Below are 15,890 nucleotides of genomic sequence, written 5' to 3'. Positions count from 1 at the left end.
CCCGCTGTCGGGCCGCGCGCATAATCAGTTAAGGGAATCAGGGGATAAAAGGCGTTCAGAACGCCGGACATCGGACGGATTGTTTGACGCCCAGAGTCTGCAGCGCTTCGGCGGCCACGTCAGCAGCATGGTCAGCCACCTGCGGTAGCCCCATCAGCTCTCCGAAGCGGGCCCGCGCGGCAGGGCCGGAAACCAGTAGTTTGGGATTAGCTTGCCCTTCCCGGCCAATGGCCCGCGAGCGAAGATCGACGTCCAGGCCGAGGCCGAACGCGTCGGCGCGAATCAGCCCATCCTGGCTTAGCTGGCGCAGCAGCGGCTGGCTATCGGTCAGCGCCCCGTGCGCCGGGCCGGTGGTTAAAATAACGTGGTCAGCGCTCACCCGCTGTGCTTCACCGTACCGGAGCGCCAGGGTTAACGTCAGCCTTTGCACATCGCCTTCCAGCGCCGTCAGCCGGGCCGCCAGTACTCGCAGGCTGCCGTCGCGCTGGCGCTGCTCAAGGACCCCGGCGACCTGCGGAGCGATACGGTAGCGGTGAACGTCCCAGTAGCTGCGCAAATGACGCAAGAAGCGCTGGCGATCGGCGACCGTCAACCCCTGCCAGATGCGTTGTCCCTGATTACGTACCGCGTCCATCACCACCTGCCAGGCCAGCCCCTGCTGCTCCGCGCGAGCGATATCCTCGCGGATCTGCCGCAGCCGCTGGCGCAGCGATCCGCGATCGTATTCGCCAGGCCAGGGGTCACCGCTGCCGCTCAGGTTGCTGCGGGACAGCAGCCCGCGGCGTGAAAATGCGGTTATCGGCCCCCGATGGCCCAGCCGCGTCAGGGTGGCAACGGTATCCGCCATCGTCAGGCCGGTGCCCACGATCGAGACGCTCGCTTCCGGTGCGATAGCTTCCAGCACGCCCGCTCGCCAGGGATTAGCAATGAGCGCCGGATGAGTCGCAAACGGCATCGTCAGCGTCGGCAGAGAGGGGGGCGGATGGCTAATGGCCAGCACCAGTAGATCGGCCGATAGCCGCCGACCGCTGTCGGTAACGACCTCGCCATGATGAATGCTCAGCGCCTGTTCGCGCAGATGCGTCAGCCGCCCTGCGCTGGCGCGCGCCTCCTCGGCGAAACGCTGGGCGACGTAGCGGCCAAACTGACCGCGCTGCGGATAAACCGCGCCATCCTCCAGCAGCGCCTGCGGATCTTCTGCAAAAGCAGGCTGGCTGCGGTACCAGCGATCGAACGCGCCCTCCTCTTCACCGGCAAGCTGCATTCGCGCGGCGGGAACGTTGATTCTGTGGCTCGGTTCGGTCGTGGAGTAGGCCACGCCCGCGCCGGGCACCTCGCGCGGCTCCAGTAGCGTGACCCGCACGCCAACCGGCGCCAGGCGCAGGAGATGAATCGCCACCGCCGCGCCGCTAAATCCGCCGCCGACAATCACTACGTGCGGTTCAGTTTGCATAGCCCACCGCCTTCAGAAACCTGTGCAACATACGGTCCCCCTCAGCTTGCGCTCACCTGTTTCACCGGACGTTTATCGCCGCCGATAGTTTCGCCGAACGGGCCGGTATTGACGCTACGCGCCTTCGGCTGCTCATGGCCTGCCAGCGGCAATAACGGCATGACCAGGTCGGCAAAGCGATGGGCCTCTTCCAGATGCGGATAGCCAGAGAAGATAAAGTTGGTGATACCGAGCGCCTGATATTCACGGATGCGTTCTGCTACCTGCTGCGGATTGCCAACCAGCGCCGTTCCGGCCCCGCCGCGCACCAGCCCCACGCCCGCCCACAGATTCGGGGCAATACGCAGATTGTCGCGCGATCCTTTATGCAGCGAACTCATTCGCGCCTGGCCGGTAGAGTCCATACGGGCAAAAATTTTCTGCGCCTGGGCGATAGTCTCGTCGTCAAGATGAGAAATCAGCCGATCGGCGGCGGCCCACGCCTCTTCTTCGGTTTCGCGAACAATCACGTGCAAACGAATCCCGTACTGCAGCGTACGGCCCCGGGCGGCGGCGCGCTCGCGCACCACAGCCAGCTTTTCGGCCACCAGCGCCGGCGGCTCGCCCCAGGTCAGGTAGGTATCAATTTGATCGGCGGCGACGTCGATGGCCTCCTCGGACGATCCGCCAAAGTAGAGCGGCGGGCCGTTTTCCTGCACCGGTGGAAACAGCACTTCAGCGCCTTCCACGTGGATATGCTCACCGCGATAGTCCACCTTTTCACCTTGCAGCAGGCGCGAGTAGACGTCGAGAAATTCGCGGGTCACCTGATAGCGTTCGCCGTGGCTGAGGAAAATGCCGTCGCCTTTGTTCTCCACCGGATCGCCACCGGTAACGACGTTAATCAGCAGCCGGCCGCCCGACAGGCGATCGAGCGTCGCCGCCATTCTCGCCGCCAGCGTTGGCGGCTGCAGGCCAGGACGAACGGCCACCAGATAGCGCAGGCGGCGGGTCAGCGGCGCCAGGGCCGATGCCACCAGCCATGAGTCCTCACAGCTTTTCCCCGTCGGGATCAGCACCCCGTAGTAGCCGAGACTGTCGGCCGCCAGCGCCACCTGCTGCAGGTAAGGCAGGTCAACCGGGCGGCCGCCTTCTGCGGTACCCAGATAGCGGCCATCGCCGTGGGTAGGCAGAAACCAGAACACATTGATTTTATCGTCGGTTTTTTGCGTCATTATCCATTTCCTATATAACCATATCCGATATTTATCGAAGAGATGTTTTAATTTGGTTATATGAGTGTTAGCGATAATCATGCCAATGGTGAATAAAAAATTTACATATTTAAATCATTGAGTTAAATAAAAGTTAGTTTTATAACGCTGTCGCAAATGCAGCAGCCAATGCGTTCAGGCTGCCGCCTTTGCAGCAGCACGACAGGTTTGCCCTCTGGTTTCCGTCTCCGGCACAGGATAAGTTCAGGACATCACATACCGGAGGTCACCCATGCTGAATCCGCAAACCCCAGCCGCCACGCCCGCGCTCATCGATCCGGCGTCAAAAGCCTTTCAGAGCCTGCTGGATAAACTGGCCCCCACCGAAGCGACCGTGCTGATCGTCGGCGAAACCGGTACTGGTAAAGAGGTTGTCGCCCGTTACCTGCATCACCATAGTCCGCGTCGTCAGCGGCCGTTTCTCGCCGTTAACTGCGGCGCGCTCAGCGAAAGCCTGGCGGAAGCGGAGCTGTTCGGCCATGAAAAAGGCGCGTTTACCGGCGCGGTGCAAAGCCATCCCGGCTGGTTCGAAGCGGCAGACGGCGGCACGCTGCTGCTGGATGAAATCGGCGAACTTAGCCTGGCGCTCCAGGTGAAGCTCTTGCGCGTCCTGCAGGAACGCGAAATTACCCGCGTCGGCTCGCGTAAAGCGATTAAGGTCGATGTCCGGGTGATCGCCGCCACCCACGTAGACCTGATGCAGGCTATCCGCGAGCGTCGTTTCCGCGAAGACCTCTACTATCGCCTGAATATCGCCATCGTCCCGCTGCCGCCGCTGCGCCAGCGCCGCCAGGATATTCCCGTTCTGGCGGACCATTTCCTTACGCTCTACGCCCGCCGCCTGGGTCGGCCGGTTCGTCGTCTGGCCCCGGAGACGCTGGCAAGGCTGATGGAGTACCCCTGGCCGGGCAATATTCGCGAACTTGAGAACACTCTGCATAATGCGGTATTGCTGAGTAAAGAAGAGGAGATCGCCCCCGCTCAGCTCCGGTTAACCACCCTAAGCGACGCCTCACCGGCGGTAAGCGATAACGAACTGGACGACTTTATTCGTCATCAACTCTCCCTGCCGGGCGAGCCGCTGTGGGAAAGGGTCACCGGGGCGTTGATTCGCGGCGCGATGGCGCAATGCGACGATAACCAAAGCCAGGCCGCAGCGCTGCTCGGCATTAGCCGCCATACGCTGCGCACGCAGCTGGCCAATTTTGGCATCATTAAAAGCCGCCGCCGCCAGGAACCCCTCTTCGGAGCGGCGGTCAATAACGTTTCTCGCGATCGGGAACTGCGCATCGGCTTCCAGCGTTTTGGCAATCTTGGCATTCTGAAGGCGCGGCAAAGTCTGGAGAAAGCCTTTGCCAGCCGCGGCGTCAGCGTACTGTGGAGCGAGTTTCCCGCCGGGCCGCAGCTCCTGCACGCGCTGGCCTGCGATGAAATCGACTTTGGCACCACCGGCGAAGCACCGCCGGTTTTCGCTCAGGCCAATAATAGCGAGCTGGTCTACGTCGCCTGGGAACCGCCCGCGCCGCAAAGCGTGGCCATGGTCGTCCCACAGCACAGCGACATTCGCACCATTGCCGACCTGCGCGGCAAGCGTATCGCGCTGAATAAAGGTTCGAACGTGCACTGGCTGCTGCTGCATATTCTGGAAGAGGCTGGGCTGGGATTAAACGACGTTAAAGTGGTCTATATTCCGCCGAAATATCCGCTGACCGCCAGCGACTACCTGGCGGTGGACGCATGGATGATGTGGGATCCGCTGCTTAGCGACGCGGAAGATAGCGGCGAATTACGGGTAGTAGCCAGCGGCGAGGGGCGCGTCAACAACCATCAGTTCTATCTGTCGCGCCGCGACTACGCCAGCCGCAATAGCGATATTATGCAGCGGCTATTCGCCGAGCTGGCGCAGACCGGGCAGTTTATCGACCAGCATCGGGAAGAAGCCGCGGAGCTGCTCTCCGCCGAGCTGGGTCTTAACGCCGCTTCTCTGACCCGAGCCCTGGCGCGCCGCAGCCATCGCCCGCGCACAATGGACCTTAAAGTGATTCGCGCCCAGCAAAGTATCGCCGATCGGTTTTACGCGCTGGGGCTTATCAACAAACCGGTTTCAGTGCGCGAAGCCGTGTGGTACGGCGAAGCCACCAATAGCGATCTCGGCCTGCTGATGCACGTCGATTAGCCGGAAACTGCGAGTCATCTTCCTGATTTTCCAGGCGCCAATAGCCTCATCGGCGCGGCGATGTTACCCTAAAAAGCATTGAGAACAGGAGCCTAACCCACCAGGCATCATCGTTGCAGACAGTTTGGCCCGAAGAGCGTGCAGAAGCCGGAGCGTAGAGGTAGTACGTGAGGCTTTTGCGCACTGCCCGGCGTCAAACCAGCAAATAAAATAGCCTGATGGGCCAGGTTTTAAGGGGAGAATCGTGGCCGTTCATTTACTCATCGTCGACGCACTTAATCTGATTCGCCGCATCCACGCGGTGCAGGGTTCACCCTGCGTCGATACCTGCTTACATGCCCTCGAGCAGCTGGTGCTCCACAGCCAGCCGACCCACGTGGTGGCGGTATTTGATGACGAAGATCGCGGCCACGGCTGGCGGCACCAGCGCCTGCCCGATTATAAAGCCGGGCGCGCGCCGATGCCGGAAACCCTCGAGGCGGAAATGCCGGCGCTGCGGGCGGCATTTGAGCAGCGCGGGTTTCGTTGCTGGGCGCTCAGCGGCAGCGAAGCCGACGATCTTGCCGCGACTCTGGCGGTTAAGGTGGCGCAGGCCGGGCACCAGGCGACCATCGTTTCAACCGACAAAGGCTACTGCCAGCTACTGTCGCCGACGATCCGCATCCGCGACTATTTCCAGAAGCGCTGGCTCGACGCGCCGTTTATCGCCAAAGAGTTCGGCGTGACGCCGGAGCAGCTACCCGACTACTGGGGGCTGGCGGGCATCAGCAGCTCCAGGGTTCCCGGCGTGGCGGGCATTGGGCCCAAAAGCGCAGCCCAGTTATTAACCGATTTTCAGGATCTGGAAGGGATCTACGCCCGGCTGGCGGACGTGCCGGAGAAGTGGCGTAAAAAGCTGGAAGAACACAAAGAGATGGCCTTCACCTGCCGGGAAATCGCGCGCCTGCAAACCGATTTACAGCTGGATGGCAACCTGCAGCAGCTGCGGCTGGCACGATAGCATCAGGCTACGGAGCGTCCAGCTTCCCGGAGGCGATGCTGCGCATCTGTCCGGGCTACCCAACCGCAGACGGCGGTAAACCGTGGGGACTACCGGCCCGCAGACGGCGGAGTACCTGTAGCCCGGGCAAGGCGCGTCAAGCGCCGCCCCCGGGACCAAAGTGCACCGTGGCTGAATTTCCCGGAGGCGATGCTGCGCATCTGTCCGGGCTACCCAACCGCAGACGGCGGTAAACCGTGGGGACTACCGGCCCGCAGACGGCGGAATACCTGTAGCCCGGGCAAGGCGCGTCAAGCGCCGCCCCCGGGAGCAGAGCGCAGCGTGGCTGAATTTCCCGGAGGCGATGCTGCGCATCTGTCCGGGCCACCCAACCGCAGACGGCGGTGAATCTGTACACCGCAGCCGGCAGAAACGTTCGCTTACGAGATCACTCTTCGATACGCAATCCGTAGGTTTTGAATTTCTCCAGCACGATGGCGATAGCCTCATCATCAAGCACCGGAACCGGATCGATGATGGCCAGGGTGCTGAGATAGAGCTGCGCCAGTACCTCAACTTCATGCGCCAGCCACAGGGCCTTTTCCAGATTCTCTTCACAAGCGATCAGGCCATGGTGCTGCAGCAGGGTCGCTTTGCGATTTTTCAACGCCACGGCCACGTGTTCAGACAGCTCACGAGTACCAAAAGTGGCATAGGGTGCGCAAGGAATGGAGTTACCGCCGGCCGCCGCAATCATATAGTGAATGGCGGGAATGGGACGATTGAGGATCGATACCGCCGTGCAGTGAACCGCATGATTATGCACCACCGCATGAGCATCAGGACGCGTCTGATAAGCCGCCATATGAAAACGCCACTCGCTGGACGGCAGTTTGCCCTGTTCATGCTGACCTTCAGCATCGATATAAACAATGTGCGCTTCCGTCAGCTTTTCATAAGGTATACCGGTTGGTGTGATCAGCATCCCCCCCTGGTACCGCACGCTTACGTTGCCTGCCGTCCCCTGATTTAACCCCAGGCGGGTCATCTCCAGGCAGGTATCAATAATCTGCCGGGCCAGTCTATTACGTTCCATTCTTTACCTCTCTTAATAATGCGCAATACGACAACAGACCGCTCGCCGGGCATGGCGCGCCGACGCTGTTGAATAACTCAAATAATTGCTCACCATCATCATCCCGAATAATCAGAAAGGAATTTACATCCACTGGTTCTGTGATACCCCTCACTTATTTCAGCTTAAAAAAACCGTTTGCTCATTTTTACGTTGTGAAAAAATGCCCGTTATCATCAATAGATTTAAAAACGGTCATTTTACCGATAATGTTAACAACTGACCGTTTTCCACATTATAAATTAAATCGGGCATTCGTTCTGTGGGTTTTAGAATTATCTTTCTCAAACGGTCATGTTTTCCTGATTATTAAAGTGATGATAATCACATAAAATCACTCACCGCATGCTTAGTGTGACCGCCATCATATTAAAAGGCATTTTTTATTTGAAAATGAATTCATGAGTTCATCCCGAGATGTTTATTTCATCATCGTTCTCGTCACAGGAACTCACCTGATTTTTGCGGTCTGGTGGGCAAAGCCGGCTGCTGAATACGCTTCTGAACCAATGAGGATGCTATGGGAAACACAACGATACAAACGCAGAGTTTTCATGCGGTCGAGACAGGGCAAAGCAAGCGCTACATTATTCCCTTTGCCCTGCTGTGCTCGCTATTTTTTCTTTGGGCGGTCGCTAATAATCTTAACGATATTTTATTACCACAATTTCAACAAGCCTTTACCTTAACTAACTTCCAGGCTGGTTTGATTCAATCCGCTTTTTATTTTGGCTATTTTGTTATTCCGATCCCGGCCGGAATCTTGATGAAAAAACTCAGTTACAAAGCCGGCATTATTACCGGGCTATTCTTATACGCTTTTGGCGCCGCGCTATTCTGGCCCGCCGCCGAGGTCATGAATTATACCTTATTCCTGATCGGCCTGTTTATTATTGCTGCGGGGTTAGGCTGTTTAGAAACTGCAGCAAACCCTTTTGTTACCGTGTTAGGGCCAGAAAGCGGCGGCCACTTCCGGCTTAATCTGGCGCAGACCTTTAACTCTTTTGGCGCCATTATTGCGGTGGTCTTTGGGCAAAGCCTTATTTTGTCTAACGTGCCGCATCAATCGCAGGATGTACTCGATAAAATGGCTCCGGAGCAGCTTAGCGCTTATAAGCACAGCCTGGTGCTCTCGGTGCAAACCCCCTATATGATCATCGTCGCGGTTGTCTTACTGGTCGCTCTGTTGATTATGTTGACCAAATTTCCGGCCCTGCAGAGCGACGACCACAGTGATGCCAACCAGAGTTCCTTCTCCGCTTCTCTTGCCCGCCTGGTGCGCGTTCGCCACTGGCGCTGGGCGGTGCTGGCGCAGTTTTGCTACGTCGGCGCACAAACCGCCTGCTGGAGCTATCTGATTCGCTACGCCATCGAAGAGATCCCCGGCATGACGCCCGGTTTCGCCGCCAACTATTTGACCGGCACTATGGTGTGCTTCTTTATCGGCCGTTTCTCCGGCACCTGGCTCATCAGCCGCTTCGCGCCGCATAAAGTGCTGGCGGCCTATGCCCTGCTCGCCATGCTCCTGTGCCTGATCTCCGCTTTCAGCGGCGGCCATGTGGGCCTGCTGGCCTTGACGCTGTGCAGTGCCTTTATGTCGATTCAGTATCCGACCATCTTCTCGCTGGGCATCAAGAATCTGGGACAGGACACCAAATACGGCTCCTCGTTTATCGTCATGACCATTATTGGTGGCGGCATCGTCACTCCGGTTATGGGCTTTGTCAGCGACGCCGCCGGCAACATCCCTACCGCCGAGCTGGTACCGGCGCTGTGCTTTGCCGTCATCTTCATCTTTGCCCGTTTCCGTTCGCAAACGGCAGCTAACTAAACATTTATCCGCATAACGTGAGGGATCTGGAATGAAAAAAATCAGTTTACCGAAAATTGGCATTCGCCCGGTGATCGATGGACGCCGCATGGGGGTACGCGAGTCGCTGGAAGAACAAACCATGAATATGGCGAAGGCTACCGCTGCGCTGATTACGGAAAAGCTGCGCCACGCCTGCGGCGCGCAGATCGAGTGCGTCATCGCCGATAGCTGCATTGCGGGGATGGCGGAATCCGCCGCCTGCGAAGAGAAATTCAGCAGCCAGAACGTCGGCGTCACCATCACCGTCACCCCCTGCTGGTGCTACGGCAGCGAAACTATCGATATGGACCCGATGCGGCCAAAAGCTATCTGGGGCTTTAACGGCACCGAGCGACCAGGCGCGGTTTACCTTGCGGCAGCGCTGGCGGCCCACAGCCAGAAGGGCATCCCGGCGTTCTCCATATACGGCCACGACGTACAGGACGCCGACGACACCTCCATTCCGTCTGATGTTGAAGAAAAACTGCTGCGCTTTGCCCGCGCCGGTTTAGCGGTCGCCAGCATGAAGGGCAAAAGCTATCTTTCCGTCGGCGGCGTATCGATGGGAATCGCCGGTTCTATCGTCGATCACAACTTCTTCGAGTCCTGGCTCGGTATGAAGGTCCAGGCGGTGGATATGACCGAACTGCGCCGCCGTATCGATCAGAAAATCTATGATGAAAGCGAGCTGGAAATGGCGCTGGCGTGGGCGGATAAAACCTTCCGCTACGGCGAAGACCAGAACGCGCAGCAGTATAAACGTAATGCCGAGCAGAGCCGCGCGGTACTCAAAGAGAGCCTGCTGATGGCGATGTGCATTCGCGACATGATGCAGGGCAACAAGAAGCTGGCGGAAAAAGGACTGGTCGAAGAGTCGCTGGGCTACAACGCCATTGCCGCAGGCTTCCAGGGCCAGCGTCACTGGACCGATCAATACCCTAACGGCGACACCGCCGAAGCGCTGCTTAACAGCTCGTTCGACTGGAATGGCGTACGCGAACCCTTCGTTGTCGCCACGGAAAACGACAGCCTCAACGGCGTGGCGATGCTGATGGGCCATCAGCTGACCGGCACCGCCCAGGTGTTTGCCGACGTGCGTACCTACTGGTCGCCGGAAGCGGTAGAACGCGTCACCGGCCAGCCGCTCACCGGGCTGGCGGAACACGGCATTATCCATCTGATCAACTCCGGATCGGCGGCGCTGGACGGTGCCTGCAAACAGCGCGATGCGGATGGCAAGCCAACCATGAAGCCGCACTGGGAAATCAGCCAGCAGGAGGCCGACGCCTGCCTCGCCGCCACCGAATGGTGCCCGGCAATTCATGAATATTTCCGCGGCGGCGGCTTCTCCTCTCGCTTTCTGACCGAAGGCGGCGTGCCCTTTACCATGACTCGCGTGAATATCATTAAAGGCCTTGGCCCGGTTCTGCAAATCGCCGAAGGCTGGAGCGTGGAACTACCGAAAGAGATGCACGATCGGCTGGATGCCCGCACCAACTCCACCTGGCCCACCACCTGGTTTGCGCCGCGCCTGACCGGTAAGGGCCCGTTCTCCGACGTCTACTCGGTGATGGCGAACTGGGGCGCTAACCACGGCGTGCTGACCATCGGCCACGTTGGCGCCGACTTTATCACTCTGGCGTCTATGCTGCGGATCCCGGTATGCATGCATAACGTAGAAGAGGCGAAAATCTACCGCCCGTCCAGCTGGGCTGCGCACGGGATGGATAGCGAAGGCCAGGATTACCGCGCCTGCCAGAACTACGGCCCGCTGTATAAACGTTAAAAATGCCTGATGGCGCTGCGCTTATCCGGCCTACGGATGATAACGTCTCCGTAGGCTGGATGAGGCGTTTACGCCGCCATCCGGCAACGTCTCGGGAGAGATTATGAAGAATGAAGTCATCCTGGTTCTCGACTGCGGCGCCACCAACGTCAGGGCGATTGCCGTTGATCGCCAGGGGAATATTATCGCCCGCGCCGCAACGGCTAACGCCAGCGATATCGCCGTGGAGAACAGCGCATGGCACCAGTGGTCGCTGGAGGCCATCCTGCAACGCTTCGCCGAGTGCTGTCGGCAGATTGGCGATGCGCTCTCATCCTGCACGGTTCGCGGCATCACGGTCACCACCTTCGGCGTGGACGGCGCGCTGGTGGATGAACAGGGCAAGCTGCTCTATCCGGTCATCAGCTGGAAATGCCCGCGAACCGCAGCGGTGATGGACAATATCGGCCGCTTTATGCCCGCGCAGCAGCTCCAGCAGATCGCCGGCGTCGGCGCATTTGGTTTTAACACCCTCTATAAGCTGATATGGCTGCAAGAAAACCACCCGCAGCTGCTGGAGCAGGCCCATGCCTGGCTATTCATCTCCTCGCTGATCAACCAGCGCCTGACCGGGGAATTCACGACCGATATCACCATGGCGGGTACCAGCCAGATGCTGGATATCCACCAGCGAGATTTCAGCGCGCAGATTCTGCAGGCGACGGGATTGCCGCGCCGCCTGTTTCCCCGGCTGGTGGAGGCGGGCCAGCAGATTGGTACCCTGCAAAACGATGCCGCGAAGATGCTGGGATTACCCGCCGGGATCCCGGTTATCTCCGCCGGGCACGATACCCAGTTCGCGCTGTTTGGCGCCGGCGCGGAGCTGGATGAACCGGTGCTCTCTTCCGGTACGTGGGAAATTTTGATGGTGCGTAGCGTTCAGGTGAACACGCCGCTGCTCAGCCACTATGCGGGATCGACCTGCGAACTGGATAGCCAGCCGGGGTGCTATAACCCCGGTATGCAGTGGCTGGCTTCAGGCGTGCTGGAGTGGGTACGCCAGCTGCTGTGGACGGCAGAAACGCCGTGGCGCACGCTGATTGAAGAAGCGCGCGTCATTCCCGCCGGTTCTGAGGGGGTAAGGATGCAGTGCGATCTGCTCTCCTGCCGGAATGCGGGCTGGCAGGGCGTCACGCTGAATACCACTCGCGGCCATTTCTATCGCGCCGCGCTGGAAGGATTAGCCGAACAGCTGGCGCGTAACCTGCAAACGCTACAAAAAATCGGCCATTTTAACGCCAGCGAACTGCTGCTGGTCGGCGGCGGCAGCCGCAACGCGCTGTGGAATCAGATCAAAGCCAATACGCTCGATATGCCTGTCAAAGTACTGGATGACGCCGAAACCACCGTGGCTGGCGCCGCCATGTTTGGCTGGTACGGCGTCGGTGAATTCCACAGCCCTGAACAGGCCAGAGCGCAGGTGAGCTATCAGTATCGCTATTTTTACCCGCAAACCGAACCCGAAATGATTGAGGGAGTATGAGATGCTAAAAACGATTTCCCCGTTAATATCGCCGGAGCTACTGAAAGTCCTGGCGGAAATGGGGCACGGAGATGAGATCGTCTTTTCCGATGCCCACTTCCCGGCGCACAGCATGGGTCCACAGGTCATTCGCGCCGACGGTCTGCGGGTAAGCGACCTGCTGCAGGCGATTATTCCGCTGTTTGAGTTAGACAGCTACGCTCCGCCGTTGGTGATGATGGCCGCCGTGGAAGGCGACACCCTCGACCCGCAGGTCGAAACGCGCTATCGCGAGGCGCTTTCCGCCGCCGCGCCCTGCCCTGAGATCGCCCGCATTGACCGCTTTGCTTTCTACGAGCGGGCGCAAAAAGCCTTTGCGATCGTTATCACAGGTGAGCGCGCTAAGTACGGGAATATTCTTTTAAAAAAAGGAGTAACGCCGTAATCTCATGCCGCAGCGCCCGTCTGGTGCGGGCGCTCAGCGAACGCCAGGGTGAGAAAAATGAAAGCGGCACGACAGCAAGCGATACTAGACCTGCTCATAAACCATAATAGTCTGACCACCGAAGCCTTATCGCTACAGCTTAACGTCAGCAGAGAAACCATCCGCCGCGATCTCAGCGAGCTTCAGTCCCAGGGAAAAGTACTGCGTAACCACGGTCGGGCAAAAGTCATTCACCGGCAAAGCCAGGACAGCGGCGACCCTTTTCATATTCGTTTAAAAAGCCACTATGCGCACAAAGCGGATATCGCCCGCGAGGCGCTGGCCTGGATAGACGAAGGGATGGTTATCGCCCTCGATGCCAGTTCCACCTGCTGGTACCTGGCTCGCCAGCTACCTGATCTCAACCTTCACGTTTTTACCAACAGTCAGCCGATATGCCAGGAGCTGAGCAAGCGAGAGAATATTCAGCTCACCTGCTCCGGGGGGACGCTTCAGCGTAAATACGGCTGTTACGTGAGTTCATCGCTTATCTCCCAGCTCAAATCGCTGGAGATCGATCTGTTCATTTTTTCCTGTGAAGGTATCGACAGCGGCGGCGCGCTCTGGGATTCAAATACGGTCAACGCCGAGTTCAAATCGCTGCTGCTTAAGCGCGCCTCGCAATCGCTTTTGCTGATTGATAAAAGCAAGTTTAATCGTTCGGGGGAGGCCCGAATTGGCCATCTGGATGATGTGACGCATATTGTTTCGGACGTGTCGCAGTCGTAACGGCTATTGCAGCGCCGGATAGCGGCTTAACACCCTATCCGGCCTACAAAAGGGGCAAACTAGCGTTCGTCGCGGCGACCGCCGACGGCAGCCCACAGGCGACGAACGTGAACCGTCACTTCTTCGCGATCGTGATACAGCTGGCGCGCCTGGATTTGCGCGTTGATGCCGTGCTCATCCAGCTGCTCCTGGATATAGGCCAGGTTGCGCGACAGCTCTTCATAGCGCTTTTTCATCGGCAGCTTAAGGTTAAAGATGGTTTCACGGCACCAGCCGTTCACCAGCCACTGCGCCATCAGCGCAGCCACTTTCGCCGGCTTCTCCACCATATCGCACACCATCCACGAGATGTTGTTGCGCGTTGGGCGGTACTTGAAGCCATCTTCGCGCAGCCAGGTCACCTGGCCGGTATCCATCAGGCTTTGCGCCATCGGGCCGTTATCCACCGAGGAGACCCACATATTGCGTTTCACCAGCTGATAGGTCCAGCCGCCGGGGCAGGCGCCGAGATCCACGGCGTACATACCGTTCGCCAGGCGCTCGTCCCACTCATCCGCCGGAATAAAGACGTGAAACGCCTCTTCCAGCTTGAGAGTCGAGCGGCTCGGCGCATCGGCCGGAAACTTGAGGCGCGGAATGCCCATATAGAACGGTGAGTTGTTGTTAGACAACGAATAGCCGGTGTAGCAGCAGCCCGGCGCGATAAAGAAAACGTGCACCACCGGACGTTTTGTCGTTTCATAGCTGGTCAGCACGCCCGCTTCGCGCAGCGCAGCGCGCAGCGGTACCGTGAACTTGCGGCAGAACTTCATCAGCTCTTTGCTTTCGTTGGTATCGGCGACCTCTACACGCAGCTCGCCGCCCTTTTCCACGACGCCCTGCAGCATACCGACTATCGGGGAAATCCGGTCCTCCGGCGGCAGATCGCGCAGCAGTTCGCCGACCACAAACATCTGGCGGGCAAATACCAGCGAGCTGAACGGCAGTTCGCGCACCAGCTTTTCGCCATCTTCAGCCTGATAGCACTCAAAAATCACATAGCCGGAGTCATCTTTGACCCGGGCAAAACCAAATACTTCAAGGCGCGAGGCCTTATCGGTAATTTCTGCTGCGCACTCTTTCTCAAACCCAGGGCGACAATAGAGGACAACTTTATTCATGAACAACGCCCTTACGTTTCAGACGAATTGCACCAATTAACATTAATACCCAACCGGCGAGGAAGCAGACGCCCCCTACCGGCGTAACGAACGCCCACAGGCGTAAATGCGATAGCGCCAGGCAGTAGAGGCTGCCGCTAAAAAGAACGGTACCAAGCGCCATAAAGACGCTGCTCCAGTAAAACCAGATGCTGATGCGGCGCTGCATCGCCACCGCCAGGCCAAAAATAGCCAGCGTATGGAAAGCCTGATACTGCAGGCCGGTGTGGATCCAGCCCATTTCCGCAACGCCCATCGTTTTACTTAAAACGTGCGCGCCAAACGCGCCCAAAGCCACAAAGATAAAACCGCTTATCGCGGCGAATATCAGCATAAAACGGCTGGTCATGTGTTTACCCTACGATGATTTATTGTTCATAACGAAAGCGAAATTTTTCTTGTTCATTAGCCGCTTTTGCCAGAATCCACTGGCGGAAGGCGGCTATTTTACCCAGTTCTGCCTGACTGTCATGACAAACGAGATAAAACGCATTCTTACTGACCAGAACATCATTAAACGGGCAGACCAGTCGGCCTGCCTCAATCTCGGACTGCGCCATCACATTGTTGGCCAGCGCGACCCCCTGTCCATGGATTGCCGCCTGCAGCACCATTGCGCTGTGGCTAAAAATAGGTCCCTGTTGAACATTGATATGGTTTAGACCCAGCTGACGGGTATAAGTTTGCCAGTCGCGGCGGGAAGCGTCGTGCAGCAGGGTATGTTGCGCCAGATCGGCAGGCGTTTTCAACGCTTTATCGCCGGTAAGTAAGAGTGGGGAACATACCGGAAGCAGATATTCGGCGTACAGTTTTTCCACGCGCAGCCCCGGCCAGTTGCCGCGGCCATAAAAAATCGCCACGTCGACATCGTCGGCCAGCTTATCTTCCTGGCGGTCCACCGCCTGGATTCTGACATCGATTCCCGGATAAGCTGAATTAAAGCTTGTCAGCCTCGGCACCAGCCACTGGATGGCAAAACTGGGGAGCATACTGACGGTTAAGGCCCCTTTTGCGCTTCGGGCCTGAAGCTTGCGGGTCGCTTCGGTGAGCTGCGAAAAAATCTCTTTGATATCCTGAAAATAGCTCTGCCCCTCCTCCGTTAAAAGAAGAGAACGATTGCGTCGACGGAACAGCTTGAGGCCGAGGAAATCCTCCAGGGACTTGATTTGGTGGCTGACTGCGGCCTGCGTCACAAAAAGCTCATCGGCGGCGCGAGTGAAGCTAAGGTGGCGGGCGGCTGCATCAAAAACACGTAATGCATTCAGAGGTGGCAAACGCTTGGACATAGTTATTCTGGCTTAGATGTTAAGTCAATTTAACAAATAGGAAACAACAGTTAACCT

13 protein-coding genes are annotated in these 15,890 nt (G+C 58.2%); 7 read left to right on the top strand and 6 right to left on the bottom strand.

What is annotated here, in order from left to right; translation table 11 throughout:
• Positions 1-55 precede the first annotated feature (55 nt).
• Complete coding sequence (locus tag K2184_RS08215) at positions 56-1,453, bottom strand: FAD/NAD(P)-binding protein (protein WP_163525286.1); 1,398 nt, start codon at positions 1,451-1,453, stop codon at positions 56-58.
• Between the two features lie 41 nt (positions 1,454-1,494).
• A complete protein-coding gene (ssuD, locus tag K2184_RS08210) occupies positions 1,495-2,667 on the bottom strand; it encodes an FMNH2-dependent alkanesulfonate monooxygenase (protein WP_004105057.1) in 1,173 nt (390 codons plus the stop codon).
• 271 nt (positions 2,668-2,938) lie between these two features.
• On the opposite strand from ssuD, the gene K2184_RS08205 reads away from it, so the two are divergent.
• Together K2184_RS08205 and xni are read left to right on the top strand one after the other, a co-directional pair.
• Positions 2,939-4,882 (top strand): sigma-54-dependent Fis family transcriptional regulator, encoded by a 1,944-nt coding sequence (locus K2184_RS08205; protein WP_023329995.1) that lies wholly within the window; start codon positions 2,939-2,941, stop codon positions 4,880-4,882.
• A 244-nt stretch (positions 4,883-5,126) separates the two neighbouring features.
• Entirely contained in the window at positions 5,127-5,882 is a 756-nt protein-coding gene (gene xni / locus K2184_RS08200) for a flap endonuclease Xni (protein WP_004105061.1), read from the top strand.
• A 427-nt stretch (positions 5,883-6,309) separates the two neighbouring features.
• Here xni and fucA read toward each other — a convergent pair whose 3' ends face one another.
• On the bottom strand, positions 6,310-6,957 hold the full coding sequence (gene fucA, locus K2184_RS08195; protein WP_004114950.1) for an L-fuculose-phosphate aldolase: 648 nt from the start codon (positions 6,955-6,957) through the stop codon (positions 6,310-6,312).
• Between the two features lie 559 nt (positions 6,958-7,516).
• Between fucA and fucP the strand changes: the two genes are divergently transcribed.
• The 5 genes from fucP to fucR all read left to right on the top strand — a co-directional run bounded on the left by fucP (position 7,517) and on the right by fucR (position 13,348).
• A complete protein-coding gene (fucP, locus tag K2184_RS08190; protein WP_004105064.1) occupies positions 7,517-8,827 on the top strand; it encodes an L-fucose:H+ symporter permease in 1,311 nt (436 codons plus the stop codon).
• A gap of 31 nt (positions 8,828-8,858) precedes the next feature.
• A complete protein-coding gene (fucI, locus tag K2184_RS08185; RefSeq protein WP_023321544.1) occupies positions 8,859-10,634 on the top strand; it encodes an L-fucose isomerase in 1,776 nt (591 codons plus the stop codon).
• A 103-nt stretch (positions 10,635-10,737) separates the two neighbouring features.
• A complete protein-coding gene (fucK, locus tag K2184_RS08180) occupies positions 10,738-12,156 on the top strand; it encodes an L-fuculokinase (protein WP_163525858.1) in 1,419 nt (472 codons plus the stop codon).
• Position 12,157: 1 nt separating this feature from the next.
• Positions 12,158-12,580 (top strand): L-fucose mutarotase, encoded by a 423-nt coding sequence (gene fucU / locus K2184_RS08175; RefSeq protein WP_004114960.1) that lies wholly within the window; start codon positions 12,158-12,160, stop codon positions 12,578-12,580.
• A gap of 57 nt (positions 12,581-12,637) precedes the next feature.
• Entirely contained in the window at positions 12,638-13,348 is a 711-nt protein-coding gene (gene fucR / locus K2184_RS08170) for an L-fucose operon activator (RefSeq protein ID WP_004105071.1), read from the top strand.
• Positions 13,349-13,407: 59 nt separating this feature from the next.
• On the opposite strand, the gene rlmM is transcribed toward fucR, so the two are convergent.
• From rlmM to gcvA, 3 genes are read right to left on the bottom strand one after another with little or no spacing between them, the layout of a single operon-like run.
• Complete coding sequence (gene rlmM, locus K2184_RS08165; protein WP_004114964.1) at positions 13,408-14,508, bottom strand: 23S rRNA (cytidine(2498)-2'-O)-methyltransferase RlmM; 1,101 nt, start codon at positions 14,506-14,508, stop codon at positions 13,408-13,410.
• Complete coding sequence (locus K2184_RS08160; RefSeq protein WP_004105073.1) at positions 14,501-14,896, bottom strand: DUF423 domain-containing protein; 396 nt, start codon at positions 14,894-14,896, stop codon at positions 14,501-14,503. Before K2184_RS08160 ends, rlmM begins: the two co-directional genes overlap by 8 nt.
• A 19-nt stretch (positions 14,897-14,915) precedes the next feature.
• The gene (gene gcvA, locus K2184_RS08155; protein ID WP_004114967.1) at positions 14,916-15,833 is read right to left on the bottom strand and encodes a glycine cleavage system transcriptional regulator GcvA; all 918 of its coding nucleotides are present in this window, start codon (positions 15,831-15,833) and stop codon (positions 14,916-14,918) included.
• Positions 15,834-15,890: the final 57 nt, after the last annotated feature.

Origin of the sequence: Klebsiella sp. K5-306, from assembly GCF_051835185.1 — a bacterium.
In the GTDB taxonomy this organism is placed as follows: domain Bacteria; phylum Pseudomonadota; class Gammaproteobacteria; order Enterobacterales; family Enterobacteriaceae; genus Klebsiella; species Klebsiella oxytoca.
The sequence above is the reverse complement of the archived record's forward strand: the minus strand, read 5'-3'. Positions and strand labels throughout refer to the sequence as shown.